The 24,616-nt window shown below is 74.4% G+C and carries 20 protein-coding genes and 1 riboswitch; of the genes, 12 read left to right on the forward strand and 8 right to left on the reverse strand.

Features of this window, described 5'->3' with window-relative positions:
• Positions 1-22 precede the first annotated feature (22 nt).
• The 3 genes from ACN263_RS15055 to ACN263_RS15065 form a co-directional block, all read right to left on the reverse strand.
• Positions 23-2,299, reverse strand: a complete 2,277-nt coding sequence (locus tag ACN263_RS15055; RefSeq protein ID WP_422740436.1) for a VWA domain-containing protein — start codon at positions 2,297-2,299, stop codon at positions 23-25.
• Entirely contained in the window at positions 2,296-5,964 is a 3,669-nt protein-coding gene (gene cobN, locus ACN263_RS15060; protein WP_422740437.1) for a cobaltochelatase subunit CobN, read from the reverse strand. The genes ACN263_RS15055 and cobN overlap by 4 nt, the downstream gene beginning before the upstream one ends.
• Before the next feature lie 264 nt (positions 5,965-6,228).
• Positions 6,229-6,405, reverse strand: a riboswitch (cobalamin riboswitch).
• A 327-nt stretch (positions 6,406-6,732) separates the two neighbouring features.
• The gene (locus ACN263_RS15065; RefSeq protein ID WP_422740438.1) at positions 6,733-7,068 is read right to left on the reverse strand and encodes a hypothetical protein; all 336 of its coding nucleotides are present in this window, start codon (positions 7,066-7,068) and stop codon (positions 6,733-6,735) included.
• 124 nt (positions 7,069-7,192) lie between these two features.
• Between ACN263_RS15065 and ACN263_RS15070 the strand changes: the two genes are divergently transcribed.
• Positions 7,193-7,768, forward strand: a complete 576-nt coding sequence (locus ACN263_RS15070; protein WP_422740439.1) for an RNA polymerase sigma factor — start codon at positions 7,193-7,195, stop codon at positions 7,766-7,768.
• Positions 7,761-8,480, forward strand: coding sequence for a hypothetical protein (locus ACN263_RS15075; RefSeq protein WP_422740440.1), 720 nt, complete (start codon positions 7,761-7,763; stop codon positions 8,478-8,480). Before ACN263_RS15070 ends, ACN263_RS15075 begins: the two co-directional genes overlap by 8 nt.
• Before the next feature lie 22 nt (positions 8,481-8,502).
• Here ACN263_RS15075 and ACN263_RS15080 read toward each other — a convergent pair whose 3' ends face one another.
• A complete protein-coding gene (locus tag ACN263_RS15080; protein ID WP_422740441.1) occupies positions 8,503-10,767 on the reverse strand; it encodes an ATP-binding protein in 2,265 nt (754 codons plus the stop codon).
• Positions 10,768-11,018: 251 nt separating this feature from the next.
• Here ACN263_RS15080 and ACN263_RS15085 point away from each other — a divergent pair, with 251 nt between their 5' ends.
• The 3 genes from ACN263_RS15085 to ACN263_RS15095 all read left to right on the forward strand — a co-directional run bounded on the left by ACN263_RS15085 (position 11,019) and on the right by ACN263_RS15095 (position 14,478).
• Positions 11,019-11,522 carry a hypothetical protein gene (locus ACN263_RS15085; RefSeq protein ID WP_422740442.1) on the forward strand — a complete coding sequence of 168 codons (504 nt, stop codon included), beginning with the start codon at positions 11,019-11,021 and terminating at the stop codon, positions 11,520-11,522.
• A 126-nt stretch (positions 11,523-11,648) separates the two neighbouring features.
• Positions 11,649-13,805, forward strand: coding sequence for an RNA polymerase recycling motor ATPase HelR (gene helR / locus ACN263_RS15090; protein ID WP_422740443.1), 2,157 nt, complete (start codon positions 11,649-11,651; stop codon positions 13,803-13,805).
• Between the two features lie 10 nt (positions 13,806-13,815).
• Complete coding sequence (locus ACN263_RS15095) at positions 13,816-14,478, forward strand: hypothetical protein (RefSeq protein WP_422740444.1); 663 nt, start codon at positions 13,816-13,818, stop codon at positions 14,476-14,478.
• Between the two features lie 70 nt (positions 14,479-14,548).
• Here the strand turns inward: ACN263_RS15095 and ACN263_RS15100 are convergent, their stop codons facing one another.
• Positions 14,549-15,445 carry an aldo/keto reductase gene (locus tag ACN263_RS15100; RefSeq protein ID WP_422740445.1) on the reverse strand — a complete coding sequence of 299 codons (897 nt, stop codon included), beginning with the start codon at positions 15,443-15,445 and terminating at the stop codon, positions 14,549-14,551.
• A gap of 73 nt (positions 15,446-15,518) precedes the next feature.
• Positions 15,519-16,781 carry an MFS transporter gene (locus ACN263_RS15105; RefSeq protein ID WP_422740446.1) on the reverse strand — a complete coding sequence of 421 codons (1,263 nt, stop codon included), beginning with the start codon at positions 16,779-16,781 and terminating at the stop codon, positions 15,519-15,521.
• A 161-nt stretch (positions 16,782-16,942) separates the two neighbouring features.
• Here ACN263_RS15105 and ACN263_RS15110 point away from each other — a divergent pair, with 161 nt between their 5' ends.
• Together ACN263_RS15110 and ACN263_RS15115 are read left to right on the forward strand one after the other, a co-directional pair.
• The gene (locus tag ACN263_RS15110; RefSeq protein ID WP_422740447.1) at positions 16,943-17,932 is read left to right on the forward strand and encodes a LacI family DNA-binding transcriptional regulator; all 990 of its coding nucleotides are present in this window, start codon (positions 16,943-16,945) and stop codon (positions 17,930-17,932) included.
• 77 nt (positions 17,933-18,009) lie between these two features.
• Positions 18,010-18,711 (forward strand): alpha/beta hydrolase, encoded by a 702-nt coding sequence (locus tag ACN263_RS15115; RefSeq protein WP_422740448.1) that lies wholly within the window; start codon positions 18,010-18,012, stop codon positions 18,709-18,711.
• Between the two features lie 7 nt (positions 18,712-18,718).
• Here ACN263_RS15115 and ACN263_RS15120 read toward each other — a convergent pair whose 3' ends face one another.
• Together ACN263_RS15120 and ACN263_RS15125 are read right to left on the reverse strand one after the other, a co-directional pair.
• Complete coding sequence (locus tag ACN263_RS15120) at positions 18,719-19,843, reverse strand: FUSC family protein (RefSeq protein ID WP_422740449.1); 1,125 nt, start codon at positions 19,841-19,843, stop codon at positions 18,719-18,721.
• Positions 19,844-19,980: 137 nt separating this feature from the next.
• Entirely contained in the window at positions 19,981-20,610 is a 630-nt protein-coding gene (locus tag ACN263_RS15125) for a TetR/AcrR family transcriptional regulator (RefSeq protein WP_422740450.1), read from the reverse strand.
• A 69-nt stretch (positions 20,611-20,679) separates the two neighbouring features.
• Here ACN263_RS15125 and ACN263_RS15130 point away from each other — a divergent pair, with 69 nt between their 5' ends.
• From ACN263_RS15130 to ACN263_RS15150, 5 genes are all read left to right on the forward strand, one after another.
• On the forward strand, positions 20,680-21,843 hold the full coding sequence (locus tag ACN263_RS15130) for an FAD-dependent oxidoreductase (RefSeq protein ID WP_422740451.1): 1,164 nt from the start codon (positions 20,680-20,682) through the stop codon (positions 21,841-21,843).
• A gap of 162 nt (positions 21,844-22,005) precedes the next feature.
• Complete coding sequence (locus ACN263_RS15135; RefSeq protein ID WP_422740452.1) at positions 22,006-22,815, forward strand: LppM family (lipo)protein; 810 nt, start codon at positions 22,006-22,008, stop codon at positions 22,813-22,815.
• 144 nt (positions 22,816-22,959) lie between these two features.
• On the forward strand, positions 22,960-23,295 hold the full coding sequence (locus ACN263_RS15140; protein WP_422740453.1) for a hypothetical protein: 336 nt from the start codon (positions 22,960-22,962) through the stop codon (positions 23,293-23,295).
• An 11-nt stretch (positions 23,296-23,306) separates the two neighbouring features.
• Complete coding sequence (locus ACN263_RS15145) at positions 23,307-23,915, forward strand: glycine zipper family protein (protein ID WP_422740454.1); 609 nt, start codon at positions 23,307-23,309, stop codon at positions 23,913-23,915.
• Positions 23,912-24,610, forward strand: a complete 699-nt coding sequence (locus ACN263_RS15150; RefSeq protein ID WP_422740455.1) for a carboxypeptidase-like regulatory domain-containing protein — start codon at positions 23,912-23,914, stop codon at positions 24,608-24,610. The genes ACN263_RS15145 and ACN263_RS15150 overlap by 4 nt, the downstream gene beginning before the upstream one ends.
• Positions 24,611-24,616: the final 6 nt, after the last annotated feature.

Below are 24,616 nucleotides of genomic sequence, written 5' to 3' on the forward strand. Positions count from 1 at the left end.
GTCATTTGTGTCCTTGAGTCCTTTATGCCGCGACAGAAACTGCAAGATCGCGGGGGTGGGTGAGGGTGTCCAGGGGGTGTCGGGGGGCGTTGAGCTGGGTTGCCAGGCGGGCGGCCAGGTTGAGGCGGATTGGGCCGGACTCGCAGTCGATGACCACGCAGGGGGTGCCTGTTGCTGCCAGGATCCTTGCCGCTGCTGCGGTGCGGTCCAGGGGGCGCGGGCCGGCGGTGGCTCGGCCATCGGTGACCACCAGGACCAGGGGGCGGCGCTTCGGATCGCGTAGGCGTTCCAGCCGCAGCAGGTCGGCGGCGGCGAGCAGGCCCTCGGCCAAGGGCGTCCGCCCGCCCGTGGGCAGTTCGGTCAGCCGGGTCGACGCGGCCAGCACCGAAGAGGTGGCCGGCAGCAGCGTCCGCGCTCCGGCGCCCCGGAAGGCGATCACGGCAACCTTGTCCCGTCGCTGGTACGCGTCGGTGAGCAGCGCCAACACGGCGTCCTTCACGGCGCCCATCCGCTGCCGGGCGCCCATCGACCCGCTGGCGTCCACCACGAACAGCACCAGGTTGCCCTCGCGCCCCTCCCGGACCGCCTCGCGCACGTCGTCCGAGCGCAGCAGCAGCGGACCCGCCAGCCTTCCCCGGGCCGCCTGGTGCGGCACGGCGGCACGCACGGTGGCCGGCAGGTGCAGCGCGCCGACCCGGCCCGCCGGCAGCCGCGCCCCGGTCGTCCGGCCACGCCCGGTCCGGGCGCGCGACCGCCGGCCGGGCACCCCGTCACCGACGCCGGGCGCGGTGAGCAGCCGGGCCCGCAGGCCACCCCGGGGTACGGCCACGCTCCCGCCCTCCCAGTCTCGATCGTCGCCGGCGTCGCTCGACCCCGCGCCTGCGGCCCGTCGACGCCGCCTGCCCCGGCTGTCGGCCGGCGACCGATCGGAGGACCCGTCCACGCTGGCGTCGGCGGCGTATGGCTCGGGACCGTCGCCGCGCTCGCCCGCGCTGCCGTCGCGCTCGTCTGCGCTGGCGTCGCGCTCGTCCCCGCCGGCGGAGCCGTGTCGTTCCGGACCACCCAGGGCGGTCGAGTCGCGGGCGGCGCCACCGGCGTCACGGCCATGAGCGTCCGGTCCGTCCCCATCGGAACGGTGCCCACCGCCCGGGCCACCCGCACCGCCCGAACCGCCCGGGCCGCCGGGGCCACCCGCACCGCCCGAACCGCCGCCGTCCGGGCCGTCGGGGCGCGGACCGGACGGGCCGCCGTCGTGCGGGCCGTCGTCGTCCGGGTCGTCGGGGTGGACGTCCTGGGCCCGTTGCAGGGCCTCGTCGAGGCGCTTCTCGTCCAGCCCCGGTGTGTCGAACGGGTCGCGGCGGCGACGGTGCGGCAGGGCGAGCCGGGCGGCCACCCGGACGTCGTCGCTGGTGACCCGGTCCCGGCCGTGCCAGGCGGCATGGGCGAGGGCGGTACGGGCGGTGACGATGTCGGCGCGCATCCCGTCCACGTCGAACGCCGCGCACACCTCGGCGATCTGTCGCAGGGCGGCGTTCGGCAGGCGTACCCCGGAAAGCCGGCGGCGGGCGGCGGCGACCTGGGCGGCGATCTCGGCGTCGGCGGCGGCCCAGCGGGCGGCGAACCCGGCCGGGTCGGCGTCGGCGGCCAGCCGGCGGCGCACCACCTCGACCCGGATCTCCGGGTCCCGGCTGGCGTTCACCTCGACGGTCAGCCCGAACCGGTCGAGCAGCTGCGGACGCAGCTCCCCCTCCTCCGGGTTCATGGTGCCGACCAGCAGGAACCGGGCGGCGTGGCTGACCGAGACGCCCTCACGCTCGACGTGGCTGCGGCCCATCGCGGCCGCGTCGAGCAGCAGGTCGACCAGGTGGTCGTGCAGCAGGTTGACCTCGTCCACGTAGAGCACACCCCGGTGCGCGGCGGCGAGCAGTCCCGGCTCGAAGGCGCGGACACCTTCGCCCAGCGCCTTCTCCAGGTCCAGCGACCCGACCACCCGGTCCTCGGCGGCCCCGACCGGCAGCTCGACGAGGCGCGCCGGCCCGGTCTCGGCCGCCGCTGCGGCGGGATGCGGGCCGTCCGGGCAGGCCGGGTCGGGTTCGGCGGGGTCACAGCCGAAGCGGCAGCCGGCGACCCGGCGCACCGGCGGCAGCAGCGCGGCGAGGGCCCGGACGGCGGTGGACTTGGCGGTGCCCTTCTCGCCCCGGACCAGGACCCCGCCGATCGCCGGGGACACCGCGTTGAGCAGCAGCGCCAGCCGCATGTCGGCCATGCCGAGCACGGCGCTGAACGGGTAGGTGGTCATGCCCGGTCCTCCAGGTCGCCCTCGCTGGCCAGGTACTCGTCGCGGAGCCGGTCGAGGGTGGCGGGCTCGGGCTTGGCCCACAGCCCCCGGTCGGCGGCCTCCAGCAGGCGCTCGGTGATCCCCCGCAGCGCCCACGGGTTGGACTGCTTGAGGAACTCCCGGGTGGTGTCGTCGAAGAGGTACGCGGCGGCCAGGTGCTCGTACATCCAGTCGTCCACCACACCGGCGGTGGCGTCGTAGCCGAACAGGTAGTCCACGGTGGCCGCCAGCTCGAACGCGCCCTTGTAGCCGTGCCGGCGCATCGCGGCGATCCACTTCGGGTTCACCACCCGGGCGCGGAACACCCGCCGGGTCTCCTCGCCCAGGGTGCGGGTGCGCACGTCGTGCGGCATGGCCGAGTCGCCCACGTACGCCGCCGGTGCCGTGCCGGTGAGGTGGCGGACCATCGCCACCATCCCGCCGTGGTACTGGAAGTAGTCGTCCGAGTCCACGATGTCGTGCTCGCGGGTGTCCTGGTTCTTCACCGCGACGGCGATCCGGGCGAAGGAGCGTTCCATGTCGGCACGCGCCTCCCGACCGTCCAGACCCCGGCCGTACGCGTAGCCGCCCCAGACCGCGTACACCTCGGCCAGGTCGGCGTCGTCACGCCAGGTCCGCGCGTCGATCAGCGGCAGCAGCCCGGCGCCGTACGCCCCGGGCTTGGAGCCGAAGATCCGGGCGGTGGCCCGCCGCTCGTCGCCGTGCTCGGCCACGTCGGCGGCGACGTGCGCCCGCAGGTAGTTCTCCTCGTCCGGCTCGTCCAGCGCGGCGACCCGCCGCACGGCGTCGTCGAGCAGCGCGACGACGTGCGGGAACGCGTCCCGGAAGAACCCGGAGATGCGGACGGTGACGTCGACGCGGGGCCGGCCCAGCTCGGCGGTCGGCACCACCTCGACGCCGGTGACCCGCCGGGACCGCTCGTCCCAGACCGGCCGGCAGCCCAGCAGCGCGAGCACCTCGGCGATGTCGTCGCCCTGGGTGCGCATCGCGCTGGTGCCCCACACGGTCAACCCCACCGAACGGGGGTACGACCCGGTGTCGGCGAGGTGCCGGGCCAGTAGCGAGTCCGCCAGGGCCATGCCGACGTCCCAGGCGTTGCGGCTGGGGATGGCCTTCGGGTCGACGGAGTAGAAGTTCCGGCCGGTGGGCAGCACGTTGACCAGACCCCGGGTGGGTGAGCCGGACGGGCCGGGTGGCACGAACCGGCCGTCCAGCGCCCCGAGGGTGTTCCGCAGCTCGTCGGTGGTGCGGTCGAGTCGGGGCACCAGTTCGGTGGCGGCGAAGCGCAGCACCGCCGCCGCGTCCGGGATCGGCTGGCCGGTCACCTCGGCGACCACCGCCTCGGCCGCGTCGGCGGCCCAGCCGAGGGTCTCCATGCCGACGACGAGCCGCCGGGCGAGTCCTTCGATGAGGTCGATGGCGTCGGCGGCCGTACCGGCAGGGCCGTCCACCGCGTCGGTCAGCGCGGCCGGCAGGGCGACCCGCTGCCCGGGCGTCGCGAGCAGTTCCTGCTCGTCGAGGGCGTACCCGGCGGCGAGGGCCTGCCGCAGGCCGGGCAGGGCGTACGCGCCGCCCCAGACCTGCGGGGCGCGCAGCACCGCGAGGACCAGGTTGATCCGGGGCTCACCGGTGGGCGCGTCGGCGAGGATGTGCAGGCCGTCGCGGATCTGCACGTCCTTGACCTCGCACAGGTAACCGTCGAGGTGCAGCACGAAGTCGTCGAAGTCGTCCGGGTCGGGCATCGCCTCGGCGTGCAGGTCGTGGTGCAGCTCGGCCGCGCGGACCAGGTCCCAGATCTGCGCCCGCACGGTGGGCACCTTGGCCGGGTCGAGCGCCTGCACGGTGGCGTACTCGTCCAGCAGCTGCTCCAGTTTGGCCAGGTCGCCGTAGGTCTCGGCGCGGGCCATCGGCGGCACCAGGTGGTCGACTACCACGGCGTGCGCCCGCCGCTTGGCCTGGGTGCCCTCACCGGGGTCGTTGACGATGAACGGGTAGACCAGCGGCAGGTCCGCGAGGACGGCGTCGGGCGCGCAGTCGGCGGCCAGGCCGAGACCCTTGCCGGGCAGCCATTCGAGGGTGCCGTGCTTGCCCAGGTGCACCACGGCGTCCGCGCCGAAGCCGCCGTCCGCGACCGGCGCGGCGAGCCAGCGGTACGCGGCCAGGTAGTGGTGGCTCGGTGGCAGGTCCGGGTCGTGGTAGATGGCGATCGGGTTCTCCCCGAAGCCGCGCGGCGGCTGGATCAGCAGCGCCACGTTGCCGAAGCGCAGGCCGGCGAGCACGATGTCGCCGCCGTCGGTGTACAGCTCGCCGGGCGGCTCACCCCAGTGCTCCCGCATCCGCTCGCGCAACTCCGCCGGTACCTGGTCGAACCACCGCCGGTACGTCGCCCCGGGAATCCGGGCCTCGGCGGCGGCCAACTGCTCCGGCGTGAGCCACTCCACGTCGTGCCCGCCGGCGGCGATCAGCGCGTGAATGAGCGCGTCACCGTCGGTGGGCGGCGGTGCGTGGCCCAGGTCGTAGCCGGCCTCGGCGAGCGCGGCGAAGAGCCGGACCGCCGAGGCGGGGGTGTCCAGCCCGACGGCGTTGCCGACCCGGGAGTGCTTGGTGGGGTACGAGCTGAGCACCACGGCGATCCGCTTGTCGGGGTTCGGCACGTACCGCAGGCGGGCGTGGCGGACCGCGATGCCGGCGACGCGGGCGGCCCGCTCCGGGTCGGCGGCGTACACCGAGAGGCCGTCGGCGTCGACCTGCTTGAACGAGAACGGCACGGTGACGATCCGGCCGTCGAACTCGGGGATGGCCACCTGCATCGCCGCGTCCAACGGGGACAGCCCGGCGTCGCTGCCCGCCCACTGCTCGCGGGTGCTGGTCAGGCAGAGCGCCTGGATGACCGGCACGTCCAGGGCGGCGAGCGCGCCGACGTCCCAGGCGTCCTCGTCGCCGCCTCCGGAGGCGTCCGCCGCGACCGCGCCACCGGCCGCGAGGACGGTGACCAGCAGCGCGTCGCAGCGGGCGAAGAGCCCGAGCGGGCCGGCGCCGGTGGTCAGCCCGCGCAGCGAGCCGCAGAAGATCGGCAGGGGGTTGCCGCCGGCCGCGCGGACCGCCTCGGCCAACACGTCGACGAAGGCGGTGTTGCCGGCCAGGGCGTGCGCCCGGTAGAAGACGATCCCGATGGTGGGCCGATCCGGTTCGCCGGGGTGCTCGCCGTGCACGCCGTACGCCGGGGTCGGCGTGGGCGCGGCGAACCCCTCGCCGGTGAGCAGGACCGTGTCGGAGAGGAACCGGGCCAGCTCCCCCAGGTTGTCCGGCCCGCCCTCGACCAGGTACGCGAGGGCCTGGGCGACGACGCCGGACGGCACCGTGGAGACCGCCATCAGCTCCGCGTCGGGCACCGCCTCGCCGCCGAGCACGACCGTGGGTACGCCGCTGGCGAGCACCGCGGCGAGGCCGTCCGGCCACGCCTGCCGACCGCCGAGCAGGCGTACGACGGCGAGATCGACCCCGTCGAGCAGGGCGGGTACCGCGTCGGCCGCCACCCGGGCGGGGTTGGCGAGCCGGTAGTCGGCGTCGCTGGCGCGGGCAGCCAGCAGGTCGGTGTCGGCGGTGGAGAGCAGCAGAATGCGCACGGCAGGCTCCGGACGGTAACATCGGCGCGCTCGCGGCAGCGATTCGGCGACGACGTGCGGGTAGGCGCGGGGTTCAGCAGGCACCGCGACCCGGACCGCTCACCGGCATGGGGCCGGCGGCGACGGGTGGCGTGGTGCGGACCTCAGCGGCGAACGGAGACGATGCCGATCGCGGCGGCAGCACGGTCGCGATACGTGAGACGGCAGCGGCCGTCGATGATGGAGACGCCATGCGTCATCGGGTCCTCCTCGGGTGTCCACGCCCTGGGGTACGTCCCGACGGCCGAAGTATCCTGGCTTCCGGATCGGCGCTCTCCCCCGGCCTTCCAACCGCAGACACACGGCCGTGACTCACGAGGGGGGATCACTCCCCGGTGACAGTGGCGGGACCGCGTCGGATTCGCACCGACTTCCTTCACTGCCGTCAGGCCGCGAATGCTGCCACACCGCCGCGCTGCCGGTCAACGCCGCCCCGGCCCGCCGCACGGGCGTGACCCACCGACACCTGGGCGGGCGACGCGACCGCGGAGCAGCACGCCGCGACGCCCCGGATCCCTGCTCGGCGTCCTTTGCTCTGCTTACCCATAGGCGACAGTGACGGCGTCTAACCGTTGCCTATAGGTAAGCAGAGCAAAGGAGGCCACACACGCCCTGGGCTGCGCGATCGCCGGCGCGGCGGCACGGAGCAACCGCGCAGGCCGGGCACCGTCGGCGCTCGGCGGCTCCGCCGGGAGCAAGGGTGGTGCGGTGGACCGTGCGGGGCGGGTCTCAGCGGGCGTGGCGCTCCGGGTGTGCCCGATTCCACACCCGCATCCGCTCCGGGTAACCGGTGCGGGCCGCCTCGTACAGCGGCACCGCGTGCTTACGGGCGATGTCGCCCGCCGCGCGGGGCGTGCCGGTACGGCGCCGGATCCACTCCCCGTCGTGGGCGATCGCGACCACGGTGGTGTCGGTGGCGGTCGTCTCCGGTTCCAGGTAGAACTCCACACCCCGCCGGCTGGCGACGAACGCCTCCAGCGCGGCGAGGTCGTCCCGGGTGGCCTCTCGGTCCAGCTTCGTCGGGGTCCCCTCGCCGCCGCGAGACCGCCGGTTGAACCAGCCCATGCCCTGCCCCTCTCCTCGACGCCACTCCCAGTTCAGCACCGATTCCTGGCAATACGCTGCACGCCGGGTGCGAGAAATCTGACTCCTGCGGGGCGGAACCCGACGCGCGCGGGTGGTGTCATCAGTGCGAGTCCGACCGGAGGTTCCCCTGGACGACGACGTGCTCGTCACCCGCGCCCGAGCCGGCGACCTGGAGGCGTACGACCTCCTGGTCGCCCGGCACACCGCGTCCGCGTACCGGACGGCGGTGCTGCTCGGCGCGGGATCGGACTCCGAGGACGTCGTCCAGGAGGCGTTCGTGAAGGGCTATCGCAAGCTGTCCCGCTACCGGGGCGAGTCGTCCTTCCGCTCCTGGTTGCTCGCGATCGTCGCCAACGAGACCCGGAACCTGCACCGGTCCCGCACGCGCCGCGACGGCCTGGTCCTGCGCGCGGCGGCGAACCCCCCACCCGAGATCGCCGAGGATGACGCCGTCGGCGCGGTCCTGGCCGGCGAACGTCGGGCCGCGTTGGTGGCGGCCCTGCGGCAACTGCCGGTACGTGACCGCGAGGTGATCGTCTGTCGGTTCTTCCTCGATCTCGGCGAGCAGGAGACGGGCGTCATGCTGGGCTGGCCCCGGGGCACGGTGAAGTCGCGTACCTCACGGGCACTGGCGAAGCTGCGGGCCCTGCTCGCCGACGAGGCGGTGCACCATGGATGACCTCGAGGCGGAGCTGCGGGAGTTGGGCGGGTGGTTGGAGACGCCCGCCGCGCCGGACGTCACCGCACGGGTGCACGACCGGCTCGTCGGGCGCGTACCCGGATGGCGACGGTGGCGCTCCCTGGCCGCGGCGGCGCTGGCGGCCCTGCTGGTCGCGGCGCTGCCGCCGACGCGTGCCGCCGTCGCCGACGCGGTCGGCGAGGTGCTGCGCTTCGCCGGCGTCGGCATCGTCACGTCGTCCACGCCGTCGTCGCCGCAGGACGAGCCGTCACCCCTGCCGTCGCTGCGAATGGTGGGGCTCGACGAGGCGCGCCGGGCGGTACGTTTCCCGGTCCGGGTGCCGGCCGCGCTCGGCCCACCGGAGCGGGTGTCGGTCGCCGACCCCGACGGCACCGGCGCCTACCGGGTCGCGACGCTGCTCTACCAGGGTCGCGGCGTCCGCCTCGACGCGTTCGACGGTCGCCTCGACCTGGCCTTTCACAAGCGGACCAGCCGGCCGGGAGTGGAGTGGACGCAGGTCGAGGGCGACTTCGCCGTCTGGGTGGACGGTCCGCACGTGCTGTCCTACGTCGACCGGTCGGGCCAGATCCGCCGGGAGACCGCCCGACTCGCCGCGTCGACCCTGATCTGGGAGCAGGCCGGCGTGACCTACCGGCTGGAGGGTGCCCGCGACATGGCCGAGGCGCTCGAGATCGCCCGGTCGCTTCCCTGACCACCGTGGCCCTTCCGGGCTCTCAGTGCGGCAGCAGGCCGATCCGCTGCTCGACCTGGACGGCTTCGGCCTCGCGCCCCTGCACGCGCAGCAGGACGACCAGGCGCTGCCAGGCGTCGTGGGCGTCGCCGTGCTGCCCGAGGCTCTCGTGCAGTTCCCCCAGGCTCTCCAGGCAGTCCGCCTCGCCCCGGGTGTTGCCGACGTCGTGGTAGACCGCGAGCGCCTGCCGGTAGTAGGCCAACGCCGAGTGCTGCTGGCCGGTGTTGCCGGCGAGCAGACCGAGGCTGTGCAGGGTGTCCGCTTCGCCGTCGGGGTGCCCGTGCTCCCGGAACAGCGTCAGGGCCTGCGAACAACTGTCCTGGGCCTCCTCGTAGCGTCCCAACTGGGCGCACTCCCAGCCGATCGCGTTGAGGACCCGCGCCACCTCGACCATGTCGGCGAGATCCTGGAACTCGGTCAACGCCTCACGGGCGTGGACCAGCGCCTGCCGGGGGTCTCCGGCGCGGTCCGCGCTGACGCTCAGCGCGTAGTGGCCCCGGGCCAGTTCGGCGGCGTCGCCGGCCTCGCGCGCGCGGTCCACGGCCAGGCGCAGGTGACGTACGCCCTCGTCGTACTGGCCGTTCTGGCTGTGGGCCTGGCCCAGATATCGGTGTGCCATGGCACTCGCCGAGATGTTGTCGCTCTGCTCGGTGGCGGTCAGGCCCATGCGCCACACCGCGAGTTGGTCGGTGACCTGTCGACGGCGGGCGTGGAAGGTCACCAACGTCCGGGCCAGTTGCCACACCTGTGCAAACCACTGCCGTTCCATGGCCAGGCGCTGACTCTCGCGCACGCGTTCGTGTTCGGCGTCGAACCAGGACATGGCCGCGCTCGCGTCCGTCAGCGCCACCGGCGTGCAGCCGGGCGACGGTGGGCCGAGGACGAGTGGATGGCGGCGCGGATCGAGGAGCCGGTCGGCGGCGCAGGCGGTGTGCAGGTAGAAGTCGACCAGCCGGCGTACCGCCTCCTGGTCCTCGCCACCGGGTCGGGCCCGGCCCCGCTGTGCGCTGTAGAGGTGGACCAGGTCGTGCATCCGGAAGCGGCCGGGCGCGTGCTGCCGGAGCAGCGCCGTGTCCTCCAACTCCCGCGCCAGCTCCTGTGCCCGCTGGGTGGAGGTGGCGGCCAGGCTCGCCAGGGCGGGCAGGCTGATGTCGACCGCCGGAACCAGACCGAGGAGGTCGAACAACGCGCCGGCCGGCGGGCTCAGTGCCCGGTACGACCAGGAGAAGACCGCGCGGAGGTCGGCCCGCAGCTCTCCGGTGGTCAGGGCGTCGAGGCGGACGCTGCTGTCGTGCAGGTCACGGACCACACCGTCGAGCGGGTGGTCGGGATAGGTGGCGGCCCGGGACGCCACGATCGCCAGCGCCAACGGCAGGCCGCCGCAGTGCCGCACCAGCGCGTCGAGGGCCTGGCGGTGCTGGTCCACCCGGCCTGGGCCGAGGTGGGCGCCGAGCAGGTCCCGCGCCTCGGTCTCGGACAGCTTGTCCAGGGTGAGTGTCCTCGCGCCGTGGGTGACGGCCAGGCCGCGGAGCTGGTGCCGGCTGGTGATGAGGACCGTGCAGGTCGGGCTGCCGGGCAACAGCGGGATGACGTGATCGGTGTCGCGGACGTTGTCGAGCAGGACGAGCATGCGGCGTTTCGCGACCAGACTGCGGAACAACGCCGCCTGTGCGTCCACCGGGTCCGGTACGGAGCCGGGCGGCACGCCCAGGGCCTGGAGGAAGCCCCGCAGCGTCACGGTGGCCGGCACCGGTGTGGGGTCCGGCCCGAACCCGCGAAGGTCGGCGTACAGCTGCCCGTCCGGGAACTGGTCGGCGTTGGTGTGGGCCCACTGCAACACCAGCGACGTCTTGCCGATCCCGCCCGCACCGCCGACGGCGGAGATCAGGACCGTCCGGCTCGACGGGTGCGGTTGGCCGATGGTGGCGTCGAGGAAGCGCAACTCGTCGGTTCGGCCGGTGAACAGTGCGGGCGGGGCGGGCAACTGTCGCGGCACCGGCGCCCGCACACTGCCGCTGTCCAGGTCGGCGGTCGCGGCGGACGCCATGGCCAGCCGGTTGCGGGCCGCCAGCCAGGCACGGACGTCCTGGCCCGGCGCGCAGGCACGGACGAAGGCGATCAACGTGTCCGGCCGGGGCAGTGCGTCGCGGCGCAGGGTGTCGGCGATGGTGCTGCGGGCCAGCACCACTCCGCGCCGGGCCGCTCGCTGCTCCAACTGCCGGTAGGTGCAGCCCGAGTCTTCCTTCAACCGACGGAGCAGACCTACGAACTCCGCCGCGTCGCGGGCTCCGTCAGGCCCCCCGCCAACCATTCTTTTCATGGTCCGGGTCGCGGAATTCGTGCGCAACCCCGGTCGGTCGCTGTCCAACCGGTGGGCGGAACAGTTCGGGACACGGCCGGAATCGGCCCCGACAGAGCCGCGGTGCGCGGGGCGAGGAACCCGTTCGACCGAGGTGGTGTCTTCCTGGTGTGGGGCACACGTCGTCGAGAGGTAACGCCATGGTCACCTGGGGCAGGCTTCTGCTGGGGACGGTCCTGCTGCTGGCGGGTTGCACGGTCGCGGGGCCGGCCGCTCCTGCGGCGGACCGGGATTCCACCACACCGACCGGCTGCGCGGGGCACGTCGAGACGGGGTCGCTGCCCGACTGGGCGGACGAGGGGTTCCACGGGGACACCCGCATGCCGCACGTCTTCGGCGCAGGGGGCGAGATCGTGGCGGTGCTGTTCGGCCATCCGCTGGCGCAGGTCCGGCCGGACGGGTCGAGCAACAAGATCCTCTGGGTGGCCCGACCCGCGACGGCCTCGCCGGCCGCGGACGCGTCGACCACGTTGAAGATCACCGCCACGCTGGACGGCACCGACACGAGAGTGACCCACGAGGTCGCCGGAGGGCCGGGGCCGTCGATCATCGACATGCCCCGAGCGGGCTGCTGGCATCTCGACCTGAGCTGGGCCGGGCGCACCGACACGATGGATCTTGTCTACGCCGAACGGAAGCCCTGACGACGGGGAACAGCACCTCCCGCCATATCCAACATATACCGCATGGGGGGACTTGCGGCAAGGCCCCCGCCGTGCCGCAGAATGGCCCGTCCACGGCCATGACCTGCGGAAACGGGAGCCCTGAGTATGAACGTGTCGTCGGCGGCGGCCAGCGTGTTCGACCTTCCCGAGAACCTGGCCGCCAAGGCCGACCCGGCGCTCATCGCCCGGGACGAGCAGCACTTCGCCGCGATCGCGGCGAGCCTTGAGCGGTCGATCGTCGACCTGTCCGACCGCCTCGACGCCGAGCGCCGGGCACCCGCCGGCAAGGGTCGGCAGGCGGTCGTCCGGGACGAGGAGGTCCGGCGGCTGACCGCCCGCCTGCGTGCGCTGCGGCGATTCGGTCTGGACCTGTGCCTCGGCCGCATCGTGCCCGCGGACGACCCCGAGCCCGTCTACATCGGACGGTTCGGCCTCAGCGACGGTGAGGGCCGGCGGCTGCTGCTCGACTGGCGCTCACCGGCCGCCGCGCCGTTCTTCGGGGCGACCCACGCCGACCCGATGGGCCTGGCGAGCCGACGCCGGTACCGCTGGACCCTCGGCCGGATCAGCGACTACTGGGACGAGGTGTTCACCCCCGACGGGTTCGAGGGGCACGCCGCGCTGGACGACCAGTCGGCGTTCATCGCCAGCCTCGGCGGCAACCGGTCGGCCCGGATGCGTGACGTGCTCGGCACCATCCAGGCCGACCAGGACGCCATCATCCGGGCCGGATCACGCGGCGCGCTCGTCGTCGACGGTGGTCCCGGCACCGGCAAGACCGTCGTCGCCCTGCACCGCACCGCGTACCTGCTCTACTCCGACCCGCGCCTGCGGCAGGGGCGCGGCGGCGTGCTGTTCGTCGGGCCGCACCAGCCCTACCTGGCGTACGTCGCCGATGTCCTGCCCAGCCTCGGCGAGGAGGACGTGCAGACCTGCACCCTGCGGGACCTGGTACCCGAGGGCGCCACGGCGACCGTCGAGACCGACCCGGAGGTGGACCGCCTCAAGTCCTCGGCCGAGCTGGTACGGGCGGTCGACGCGGCCGTGCGCTTCTACGAGGAACCGCCGACGACGGCGCTGACCGTACCGGCCGGCGACACCGACCTGCGGCTGAGCGCCGACGACTGGGCCCAGGCGTTCGAGGCGCCCGGACCGGGAACCCCGCACAACGAGGCCCGCGACGAGATCTGGGACGAACTGCTGACCATCCTGCTCGGCAGGTACGACGGCGACGAGCCCGAGGACCTGGTGCGCGCGGCGCTGCGGCGCGACCCGGAACTCCGTACCACGGTCAACCGGGCCTGGCCGCTGCTCGACGCGGCCGACATCGTGGCGGACCTGTGGTCGGTGCCCGCCTATCTGCGCCGGTGCGCCCCCTGGCTCGGCCCCGACGACGTCCGCCGGCTCCAGCGCGCCGACGCCCGCGCGTGGACGGTGTCCGACCTGCCGCTGCTGGACGCGGCACGACAGCGGCTCGGCGACGCGGAGGCGTCCGGTCGTACCCGCCGTCGCGCGGCCACCCTCGCGGCCGAGCGCGCGCGCATGGCGACGGTCGTCGACGAGCTGATCGAGGCGCACACCTACGACGACGGCGAGGGCGTGCTGTCGAGCCTGCGTCAACTGGACCTGCAGGACGCGCTTGTCGACGAGGCCGTCCTGCCCGGCGTCGCCGCGGATCTGCTGGCCGGTCCGTTCGCGCACATCGTGGTGGACGAGGCGCAGGAGCTGACCGACGCGCAGTGGCAGATGCTGCTGTCGCGGTGCCCGTCGCGCAGCTTCACCATCGTCGGAGACCGGGCCCAGGCCCGGCACGGGTTCACCGGGTCGTGGGCGGAACGCCTCGCCCGCGTCGGCCTCGACGGGGTGACCCTGACCTCGCTGACCATCAACTACCGGACGCCCCGGGAGGTCATGGCGCAGGCCGAACCGGTCATCCGGGCCGTACTCCCGGACGCGAACGTGCCGACCTCGATCCGCGGCAACGGGATCCCCGTCATCCACGCGTCGGTGGCCGACCGGGACGCCATCGTGGACGGTTGGCTCGCCGAGCACGCCGAGGGGATCGCCTGCGTCATCGGCGACCCGACGTTCACGTCCACGGACCGGGTCCGGTCGTCGACCCCGGAGCTGGCCAAGGGGCTCGAATTCGACCTGGTCGTCCTCGTCAACCCGCACTCGTTCGGCGCGGGCGTCCAGGGGGCCGTCGACAGGTACGTGGCGATGACCCGCGCCACCCGGCAACTCGTCATCCTCACGGATTAGGCTGCCGGACGTGCCGGACGACGTGCGGAAGGCGGCGGCCCGCGACAACGCGCGCTGGTGCGCCGCCATGTGCGCCAGCCACGGACTCACCGGCCGGATCGACGCCGACGCGTGGTCGGTGCCCCGCCGCTCCCCACAGTGGTATCCGGACGCGGTCACCCTGCGCCCCGACGTCGACCCGGCAGCGCTGCTGGCGCGGATCGACGCCGGGGCGGGCGCGTCGGTGAAGGACAGCTTCGCCGACCTCGACCTGACGCCGTACGGGTTCCGGGTGCTCTTCGACGCGCAGTGGATCCACCGCCCACCGGCCGATCCGCCGCCCGGCCCGCCGCTCACCCGCGTCACCACCGGGTACGAGCTGGCGGCCTGGGCGAGCGCGCACGGCGGTGGGAGCCTGTTCCGACCAGCGCTGCTGACCGATCCACGCGTCGCGGTGCTGGCCCGCCACGACCCGGACGGCACGGTCGTCGGCGGTGCGGTGCTCAGCGGCGACGATCCGTGCGGCGTCTCCAACGTGTTCGCGCACACCGCCGACCTGGACGAGATCTGGCGGGCGGTCGTCGCCACCCGCCCCGGCGTGCCCCTGGTCGGCTACGAGTCCGCGCCGGACCTCCCCCCGCCCCTGCGGGCCGGCTTCGTCCCGGCGGGCCCGCTCCGCGTCTGGCTCCGGTGATCATGAAGTTATGGACACGACACGCCGGCATCGACGGCAATAACTTCATGATCACCGGAGCCAAGGTCGGTCAGCCCAGGCGGGTCAGGTCGTCGGGTGTCAGGTGGAGGGCGGCGGCGGCGATGTTCTCCTCGAGGTGTGCCGGGTCGCCGGTGCCGGGGATGGCGAGGACGTGGGGGCCCTGGTGCAGGGTCCAGGCCAGGCGTACCTGCTGGGGCGTGACGCCGTGCTCGCGGGCGACCGCCTCGACGGCCGCGCCCGGCGCGGCGGTCGCGCCCTTCTCCCGGCCCGTTCCGGCCAGCGCGAAGAACGGCACGTAGGCGATCCCCCGCTCACCGCAGGCCCGGACGAAGGCGTCCTGCTCCCGGTAGGCGTCCACCCCGTAGTTGTTCTGCACGCAGACCACGGGCGCGATGCCGGCCACCTCGTCCAGTTGCTCGGGCCGCGCGTTGGACAGCCCGAGGTGCCGGATCAGGCCGGCGTCGCGCAGCTCGGCCAGGGCGCCGAACCGTTCGGCCAGCGGCGCCGGACCCGGCCCTCGGCCGAGCCGCAGGTTCACCACGTCGAGCTGCTCGCGGCCGAGACGACGCAGGTTCTCCTCGACCTGCGCGCGGAGCTGCGCGGGAGTGACCGCCTCGCCGAACCCGGCCACCGGGTCGTAGCCGAAGCCGACCTTGGTGGCGATCACCAGATCCTCGGGGTACGGGGCGAGGGCCGCCCGGATCAGCTCGGTGGCGTACCGGGCGGGACCGGTGCCCACCCGCAGGGTTCCGCCGGGCGAGACGTAGAACGCGGCGGTGTCGATGTGGTTGACGCCCAGCTCCACCGCGCGGCGCAGCAGGGCCACCGCGCGCTCGCTGTCAGGGTTCGCGGTGATCCGCATCGAGCCGAAGCCCATCCGGCGCACCGGGCGGTCGCCCAGGGTCCAGCTGCCCGCCGCGGCGGCGGTGATCTCGTCGGTTGGCATCGGGCGACCGTAGCCAGCTCGGGCGCGCGGCGCACTCGGCCGCGCGCCCGATACCGGTACGCCCCGATCCGGGTTAGTTTTGTGGTGTTGCCGGAGCCTGCTCGGCGGCGCGCGGCGGGCGCAGCGCCGGCACCAGGGCCAGCGTCGGCAGGAGCAGCAGCGGCACCACCAGCAGCGCCCGCAGGACGCCGACGTGGTCGCCGAGCAGCCCCAGCAACGGCGGGCCACCCAGGAACGCCGTGTAGCCGATCACCGCGACGACGCTGACCCGTACCGCCGCGTGCGCCTCCTCGTCGGCCGCCGCGCTCATGCCGACGGGGAAGCCGAGTGACGCGCCGATCCCCCACAGCGCGACGCCGACGATGGCCACCGGTCCCGAGCCGGCCAGCACGGCCAGCGTCGCGCCGGCGGCGGCGAGCAGGATGGTGCCGCTGAGCACCGGCACCCTCCCCCAACGGTCCAACGCGACCGTGCCGGCGGTCCGGCCGAGCGTCATGCCGACGACGAACACGCCGAAGACCGCCGCCCCGGCCGCCTCGCTCAGGTCCCGGCCGTCCACGAACGCGACCGCCAGCCAGTCGTTGGCGCTGCCCTCGGCGAAGGCCGCCACCAGCACGAACAGCCCGATCAGCAGGGTGCGGGGCTCGCGCCAGGCGGCGAGCTGAGCCCGTCGACGGGCGGCCGGGCTGGTGTCCGTCGGCCCGTCGGCCGCGTCCCCGACCGGCTGCGGCAGGTACGCCCGGGACGCGAGGAAGGTGCCGACCAGGACCACCACGGCCACCACGGCGAGGTGCGCGCCGACCGGCACGTCCAGGCGGGCCGCCCCGGCGCCGACGCCCGCGCCGGCCACCGACCCGAGACTCCAGGCCGCGTGGAACCGGGGCATGACGGTACGCCCCAACCGACGCTCCACCGCCGCGCCCTCGACGTTCATCGCCACGTCACAGGCCCCGGAGCCGTAGCCGAAGGCGACCATCCCCAACGCGACGACGACGACCGACCCGGCGACCGTCGCGCCCAACCCGGCCACGACCAGGCCCACCGCCACCAGCACGGTGGCGAGGGTCACCGTGCGGGCCGAGCCGAGACGCTGGGCGAGCAGCCCGGACGTCGGCATGGCGAGCAACGCGCCGACGCTCAGCGCCAGCAACAGCAGCCCGAGGCGGCCGGCGGACAGGTCCAGCGCCTCCCGGACAGCCGGCACCCGGGAGAACCAGCTACCGACGGCGAGGCCGTTCAGGGTGAAGGTGAGGGCGACGCCGTTGCGGGCGAGCCGGACGGCCCGCGCCGACACGGTGGTGTCCGGGGCGACGGCGGGACTGGTGGGGGCACTCAAGGGGGGTTCCTCTTCCTAGGGGTGATCTCCTGGCACGATCGCACACCTGAGAGCGCTACCACCACAAGCGGGCCGGTGCCCCTTACCGGGAGCGCGCAGGTCGGGGGATGATTCCTGGCAGGCGTACGCCCGCGGCGGGCGTACGCCGTCGGGGAGGAACGATGACGGCAGCGGCGCAGCGCCCGGCAACTCTGGAGGACGTCGCCCGGGCCGCCGGAGTGTCCCGGTCCACCGCCTCACGGGTGATCGCCGGCACGGGGTTCGCCTCGCCGGACGCCCGGGCCCGGGTGGCGACGGCCGCCGACCAGCTCGGTTACGTGCCGAACCCGGCCGCCCGGGCGCTGGTCCGCGGTGGTGGGGTGCGGCTGGTGGTGGCCGCCCTGTCGTCCAGCGCCGCCGTGCTGGACGACCCCTACGTCCACCGGGTGGTCGGCTCGGCCGCCCGGGTGTGCGCGCCGGCCGGCGTCGGGGTGGCGTTGCACTGGTTGCCGCTGGACGAGCCGCACGGGCTCGACCAGCTCGCCGCCGACCGCAGCGTCTGCGGCGTCGTGCTGGTCAACACCACCGAGGACCTGCTGGCGGCGGTCCCCCGGGCACTGCACGGCCGGGTCGCCTCGATCGGCATCGGCTCGGCCACGGTGCCGTCGTTCGACGTCGACAACGCCGCCGGCACCGACGCGGTGCTGCGCCACCTGTACGCGACGGGTCGCCGCCGGATCGCCCTGGTGACCGGTCCGCGCTGGCTGCCGTGCGCGCAGCGGCCGGTCGGGGCGTACCGCGACCTGATGCACCAGGCCGGCCTGCCGGAGCGGGTGGTGCCGGGGGACTTCACGGCGGCGCGGGGCCGCGAGGCGGCCGGCGAGGCGCTGCGCCGCTGGCCGGACCTCGACGCGATCTACGCGATCAGCGACGAGTCGGCCCTCGGGGTGATCGCGGCGCTGCGCGAGGACGGCGTGCGGGTGCCCGGCGACGTCGCGGTGGCCGGCTTCGACGACATCCCGCTGGCCGGCATGACCGCTCCGGCGCTCACCACCGCGAGTCACCCGGTGGGCCGGATCGCCGCCGCGGCGGCCACCGCCGTGCTGGCCGGTCGCCCGGGAGCGCCGGTGACGCTCTTCCCGTCCGACCTGGTGGCCCGCGACAGCGCCTGAGCGCGCCCGCCGGTTAACGGGCCCCAGGCCGGGTAACCGCCTCGCACCTCTCGTCGACCACGAGGAGCTGGTGGCCCGTGTCCGACCCCGCGCCGCCGAGCCGGGCGCCCGCGCAGGGTTCCCGGGACGGCCGGCTGACCACCCGCCCGCATCCGCCGGTGCTGACCGGGCCCACCGGTCTGGTGCCGCTGCCCGGTGGCGACGGCGGCCGTCCCGCGATGGCGTACGTGCCGGAACCGGCCGCCGACGGTGCGGCGTACCGGCTGGTGGTGCTGCTGCACGGGGCGGGTGGGTCCGCCCGGCACGGGCTGGACCTGCTGCTGCCGGTCGCGGACACGCACCGGCTGCTGCTGATCGCCCCGCAGTCATCGGCGACCAGTTGGGACCTGATCGCCGGTGGCCTCGGGGTGGACGTCGGGCACATCGACGCGTTGCTGGCCAGCGCGTTCGACGGCTACCCGGTGGGCGGGGTGACGCTCGGCGGGTTCTCCGACGGCGCGTCGTACGCGCTCTCGCTGGGCCTGGCCAACGGCGACCTGGTCGACGCGGTGCTGGCGTTCTCCCCCGGCTTCGCCGCGCCGCCGGTCATCCGCGGCCGGCCACGGATCTTCGTCTCGCACGGGGTGGACGACCGGGTCCTGCCCATCGACGTGTGCAGCCGCCGCTTCGTGCCGCACCTGCGCGGGATCGGCTACGACGTCACCTACGAGGAGTTCCCGGGCGGCCACGACCTCCCCGCCCCGGTCCGCGCGAAGGCCACCGGGTGGCTCACCGGGTGATCGCCGCTCAGACGGCGGGGAGGCCGAGGGCCGCGTCCACCCGGGCCAGGACGGCGACGTCGTCGTCGGGGTGCACGCCCCGCAGCAGGTCGATGGCCGTCGCCCGGACCTGACCGATGATCATGGCCAGTGGGAGGGTCTGCGTCGAGCCGAAGAGTCGTCCGGCGGTACGGACGGCGTCCAGCGCGGCCTCGTCCGCCCGCAGGGCGTGCCGGTCGGCGACCTCCTCCTGCCCGTCCAGGTCGGCGGCGAGGGCCGCGCCGGCCTCCCGAACCGCCGCCACCAGGCAGCGCAGCGCGTCGCCCAACTCGGACGGGGTGGAGGCACCGAGTCGACTGAGCGTCACGCCCGCGCGGGCCAGCACCCGGACGTTGCGGACCACGTAGTCGATCTGCCGGACCGACTCGTCCACCGACCGCAGCCGGCCGATGTGCCGCCGTCGGCGCACGTTGAGCCGCAGCGCCTCGCCGGCGGCGAGCACCCCGTCGCGCAGTCCGTCGACCCGCGCGTCCATGCCCCTGGCCCGCGTCAGCGCGGCCACCGCCGCCGGCTCGTCGCGACCGTCCAGCGCGTCGGCGATCTCGCCCAGCAGACCGGCCAGCTCGTCGAACGTACGCCGCACCTCGGCGGCGAGCGGCGCGAGCGGGTGCCGGGCGTCGACGAGCAGGCTGACGGCGAGCGCCACCGCGCCGCCGACCAGCGCGTCGACGAAGCGGAACGGCACCAGCGACCCGTCCGGCGGGGCGACCACCACCAGGTAGAGCGCGGAGACGGCGGCCTGCACGAGGGTGACGCCGGTGGCGCCGAAGGCCACCGCGAGCAGGACGGTGAGCAGGATGACGGTGCAGACCGTCCAGGTGCTGCCGGGGCCCAGCGCCTGCACGACCAGGTCCGCGACGAGCACTCCGGCGGCCACGCCGAGCACGACCTCGACGGCCCGCCGGATGCGCTGCCCCCGGGCCTGACCGAGGACGATCAGCGCGGCGGCCGGCGCGAAGAACGGCTGCGGGTGCCCGAGCAGGCGGGTGGCGAGCAGCCAGGCCACGGTCGCCGCGACGGTCGCCTCCAGCACCGGCCGCCACCCCTGCCGCAACCGGTGACCGGCGACCCGCGGGCCGTCGAACCACGCCATCGCCACCTCCCACCGGTTGACCGACGCCCTGTCGGGCCGTCAGCGACAACCGGCGTCCGCCGGCTCGCCCTTCCCGCGATCGTCCACCATCGCGCGGCGGACCCGCCGACCGGGCCGCCCGCCGCACGATCCCCCGCTCAGCTCCCGGTCAGGGCGCGCAGCAGCGTACGGACCGCGTCCGCGAGGTCGGCACGGCTGGCCGGGGTGCCGGGGGGCGGTGCGGTGAGCGCGCCCGCGCCGACCAGACGGTCGAAGAGCAGCCCGTCGACGTACGCGACGAACCGGTCGCCCTGCCGGTCGGGGTCGCTGGCGCCGGCGCGGCTGAGCAGGTCGCGGGACTGCGCCCGGATGCCGGTGCCGTGTTGCAGGATGCCGCGCAGTTCGGGGCGGTGGACCGCCTCCAGCAGGCACGCGTAGCGGGCCAGCGTGCGGCTGCGTCCGACGCTCAGCCAGCGGTCGAGCACCTCGGCCACCCCGGCGGCGAGCTGGTCGAGGTCGTCGCTGCCGAGGCGGGGGCCGGGCTGCGGGGCGGGCGGCTCGGTCGGCAGGTCGTACGCGGCCAGGTCGACCCGGTCCCGCTCGACGAGGCGCTGCACCACCGCCTCGATCAGCGCCTGGCGGGTGCGCAGGTACGCCGAGGTGGTGCCGGGCGGCAGCTCGGCGCGGGCGTCCACGGCCCGGTGGGTCAACGCCCGCATGCCGCCGTCGGCGATCAGCTCGATGGCCGCGTCGGTCAAGCGCGCGATCCGGTGGGCGCGGGCCGTCACAGGGGTCTCCTCCCTTCCCGAGGTGCGGATGTAGTATCGCTCTTCTACAGGTGTAGAAGGGCGGACGACATGAGCGACCCGCACGCGGTGGTGGTCGGCGGCGGCATCGGTGGGCTGAGCGCGGCGCTCGCCCTGCACCGGCGCGGCTGGCGGGTCACCGTGCTGGAACGCGCCGCCGAACTGCGCGAGGTCGGGGCCGGGCTGACCCTGATGGCCAACTCGCTGCGCGCCCTGGACGCCCTCGGCCTGGGAGCGACCCTGCGGTCCGGCGCCCACGGCGAGGCCCCCGGCGGGATCCGGAACCCGCGCGGACAATGGCTGTCCCGGGTGGACCCGGCCGAGATGGTCCGGCAGCTCGGCACCACCGCGCTCGGCGTGCACCGGGCCACCCTGCACCGCGTCCTGCGCGAGGCGCTGCCCGCGTCGTCGCTCCGGACGGGGGCGACGGTCGAGCATGTCGAGTCCGACACCGATCACGCCACGGTCCACTACCACGGCGCCGACGGCCCGCAGAGCCTCGACGCCGACCTGGTGGTCGGCGCCGACGGCCTGCGCAGCCGACTGCGCGCCCAACTCTGGCCGGACATCCCCGCGCCGGTGTACGCCGGCTCGACCACCTGGCGGGCCGCCGTCGCGTTCCCCGACCCGCTCCCCACGGCGATCACCTGGGGGCCGGGTGCCGAGTTCGGCATGGTGCCGATCGGCGCGGACCACGTCTACTGGTACGCGGCCCGCAACGCACCGCCCGGCGGCCGCGCGCCGGACGAGTTGGCGGCCGTACGGGAGCACTTCGGCGGCTGGCACGACCCCATCCCCGCCCTGCTGGCGGCGACCCCGCCCGGGGTGGTGCTGCGCAACGACATCCACCACCTGGCCACGCCGCTGCCCTCGTACGTGCGGGGACGGGTGGCGCTGCTCGGCGACGCCGCCCACGCGATGACGCCGAACCTCGGGCAGGGCGCCTGCCAGGCCATCGAGGACGCGGTGGTGCTCGGCGTGGTCTGCGCCGACGGCGCGGCCGGACTGCCCGCCGCCCTGACCGCGTACGACGAGCAACGTCGCGGGCGCACCCAGGCCGTCGCCCGCGCCTCCCTGCGCGCCGGCCGGTACGGCCAGCAACTGCGCAACCCCCTCGCCCTGGCGGCGCGCACGGCCGCGCTGCGCCTCACGCCGGGCAGCGCCGCGCTGCGGAGCATGACGTGGTGCACCGACTGGCGACCGCCGCAGGGCTGAGAAACGGCGGCGCTCCGGCCGGTGCGGGCGCAAAGCTCCAGTCTATTCTTCGGGACCGCTGTCGACCTCGGCCAGAAACGACAGAGTGCCGGTACAATCGGCGACTACCTTGTGACCAATCGCTGACTGCTGATGGTGAATTGGATCACACACACTGAGCGCATGAACAGGAGCGTCAACCGCGGCAGGGCACTCCGCATCGCGGTGTGTCTCCTTCTTCTCGCCGTGTTGAGCGGCTGCATGCAACTCAACATCGGGCTCACCGTGAACGCGGACGACACGGTCGACGGGCAGTTGCTGCTTACCGCCCAGAAGTCCCTGCTGAGCTCCCGGAACAAGAACATCCCGGCCGCGTTCGCCGAGCTGCGGCAGAACATTCCGGCGTTGCCTCCGGGCGAGGAGACCAGCTACGAGGACGGCAAGCTCTTCGGCACCCAGATCAATTACCGCAAGGCGTCGCTGGCGAGCTTCGACAGCGAGAGCCTCAAGCTGGTCCGCGACGGCGACTTCTACCGTTTCACATTACCGCTGGACCCGAACAAATACGGCGGGAAAATCGCCCAGCAGAATCCGCAACAGCAGCAGGCATTCCTCAAGCTGATGTCGTTCGAGATCTCGGTGACCTTTCCCGGACGGGTGATCGACACCAATGGCACCGTCAACGGCCGATCGGTCACCTGGAAGGTCGACGCCAACCAGGACAAGCCCCTCGAGCTGCGCGCCGTCGCCGAGGCGCCGGCCCGCCCCTCGACCACACCGGCCGCCGCCGGCACCGACTCGGGCGGTCTCGGCTGGCCGCTGGTCGTCGGCGGCGTACTCCTGCTGCTGGTGCTCGCCGCGGTGGTCGTACTCCTGCTGCTGCGTCGCCGTCGCCCGACGGCGCCGGCGGCAACCGGTCCGGCCGCGCCCGACCCGACCCCGCCCGGACCGACCCCGCCGGGGCCGCCCGCCGGCGCGCCCGGGCCCGGCTGATCCATCCGGTGGCCGGCGCACGCCGGCCACGTCCCGGCCCCGGCCGCCCCGCGACGGCGACCGGCGTCGGTGCTCCCGAGCGGAGCGCCGGCCGCACCACCACCACATCCCCGGTCGCACCATCGCAGAAAAGGGGGGGTCGCCATGAACGATCTCTTCACCTGGGCAGCACTGGGCAGCCTCGCCGGCGCGAGCGCCGCCACCCTGCTGGCCACCAACGTCATCGGCGGCCTGATCGGCCCGAGCGGCGACAAGCTCCGCAAGTGGATCGCCATCGCCATCGCGCTGCTGCTGTCCTACGTGTCAGCGGCGTTCGCCGACGACGTCGGCGCCGAGAAGTGGATCATCGCGTTCTTCAACGCGCTGGTGATCTTCTCGGCCGCGCTCGGCGTCAACCAGTTCCCGCCCGGCAACCGGCAGGCGACACCCACCCAGCTCGCGAGCGGTCGTGAGCCCCGCGTCTTCCGCTCCTGGGTCTGAGGGGTGCCGTCATGATCTTCGGAATCCTCAGCGCGGTGATCCAGATGGCCGTCGGCGCGGTCCTCGGCCTCCTGGCCGGCGGCCCGATCGGTCTGCTCGTCGGGGCCGTCGTGGGCCTGCTGGTCGGCGCGGTGTTCGGCTGGGCGGTCACCTCCGCCGGGGTGTACGCCCCGGACGCCCGCGGCATCGTCCTCTTCGTCGTCGACCACACCTGGAGTCTGCTCAACACGGTGGTTGGGGCCGTCTACCTGGCCGTGCACCTCGTCTTCGGGCACTCACTGGACCGGCCCACGTCGGCCGCCAGCGGCCGGGTCTGCGTGGTGGAGGGGGTCTCCCCGCGCTACGCCACCACCATCGGCACCGTCTGCGCCGGCGCCACCTCCGGCATCCAACGCCACGAGGACGTGCACATCTTCCAGGCGCGGCTGCTCGGGCCGCTCTACATCCCGCTGGTGCTGGCGAACTACGTGCTCTTCACCGTCGCGCCGATCTGGCTGCTCTACCACGACCACACCAACGCGCCGATCAACCGGTTCACCCGCTACTTCGAGATCGGCGTCTACCCGCACGTCTGGAACGAGGCCATCGCGTACCGCATCCAGGGGACGCCGCCGCGATGACCGTCGACGGGCGCGGACCGATCGAGACGGCCACCGCGGAGCTGGTCGAATGGCTGACCGGCGCGGCGGGGGAACCCGTCCCGATCGGTCCACCCCGGACGGACGCCGACGCCGCCGGGCTGACCCTGTGGCCCCTCGAACTGCGCCCCGCCCAGCAGACCCGCTCCAGCGGCGCGGTCCGCGAGCCGTACCGGTTCGCGGTCCGCTACCTGCTCTGCGTGGCCGGCCCGGCCGGGCTCGCCCCGCTGGACCGGGTGCTCGCCGCCACGACCCGGGACGGCCGCTACCCGGTGGTGCTGGACGCCGGCGCGGCGACGCTGTGGAGCGCGCTGGACGCCGCGCCCCGCCCGGCGCTGCTGATCGACGTACCGGCTCAGGTGGACCACCCGACACCGGCCGCGCCGCCGGTGCTGCGACCGCTGCGGCTGCGCCAGGTCGCGGTCCGCGCCCTCGCCGGCCGGGTCGTCGGCCCGCAGGACCAGCCGCTCGCCGCCATGCGCGTCGAGGTGCCGGGCACGGCGTCCGCGACCCGCACCGGGCCGGACGGCCGCTTCCTGATCGCCGGGGTGCCGCACGACCCCGAACACCCCGGTCCGGTACGGCTGCGGCTCAGCGGTCGCGGACTCGTGCTCACCGCCGACGTGGACGCGGACGACGACGACATCGTCATCGTCTGCGCGCCACCGACCCACTGACGCCCA

This window comes from Micromonospora sp. WMMD729 (genome assembly GCF_049315225.1).
GTDB lineage: Bacteria > Actinomycetota > Actinomycetes > Mycobacteriales > Micromonosporaceae > Micromonospora.

Coding starts and splice junctions, on each gene's coding strand:
- ACN263_RS15055 (WP_422740436.1), bottom strand. CDS start 2,299: ATGACCACCTACCCGTTCAGCGCCGTGCTCGGCATGGCCGACATGCGG.
- ACN263_RS15065 (WP_422740438.1), bottom strand. CDS start 7,068: ATGGGCTGGTTCAACCGGCGGTCTCGCGGCGGCGAGGGGACCCCGACG.
- ACN263_RS15075 (WP_422740440.1), top strand. CDS start 7,761: ATGGATGACCTCGAGGCGGAGCTGCGGGAGTTGGGCGGGTGGTTGGAG.
- ACN263_RS15085 (WP_422740442.1), top strand. CDS start 11,019: ATGGTCACCTGGGGCAGGCTTCTGCTGGGGACGGTCCTGCTGCTGGCG.
- helR (WP_422740443.1), top strand. CDS start 11,649: ATGAACGTGTCGTCGGCGGCGGCCAGCGTGTTCGACCTTCCCGAGAAC.
- ACN263_RS15100 (WP_422740445.1), bottom strand. CDS start 15,445: ATGCCAACCGACGAGATCACCGCCGCCGCGGCGGGCAGCTGGACCCTG.
- ACN263_RS15110 (WP_422740447.1), top strand. CDS start 16,943: ATGACGGCAGCGGCGCAGCGCCCGGCAACTCTGGAGGACGTCGCCCGG.
- ACN263_RS15120 (WP_422740449.1), bottom strand. CDS start 19,843: ATGGCGTGGTTCGACGGCCCGCGGGTCGCCGGTCACCGGTTGCGGCAG.
- ACN263_RS15130 (WP_422740451.1), top strand. CDS start 20,680: ATGAGCGACCCGCACGCGGTGGTGGTCGGCGGCGGCATCGGTGGGCTG.
- ACN263_RS15135 (WP_422740452.1), top strand. CDS start 22,006: ATGAACAGGAGCGTCAACCGCGGCAGGGCACTCCGCATCGCGGTGTGT.
- ACN263_RS15140 (WP_422740453.1), top strand. CDS start 22,960: ATGAACGATCTCTTCACCTGGGCAGCACTGGGCAGCCTCGCCGGCGCG.
- ACN263_RS15145 (WP_422740454.1), top strand. CDS start 23,307: ATGATCTTCGGAATCCTCAGCGCGGTGATCCAGATGGCCGTCGGCGCG.
- ACN263_RS15150 (WP_422740455.1), top strand. CDS start 23,912: ATGACCGTCGACGGGCGCGGACCGATCGAGACGGCCACCGCGGAGCTG.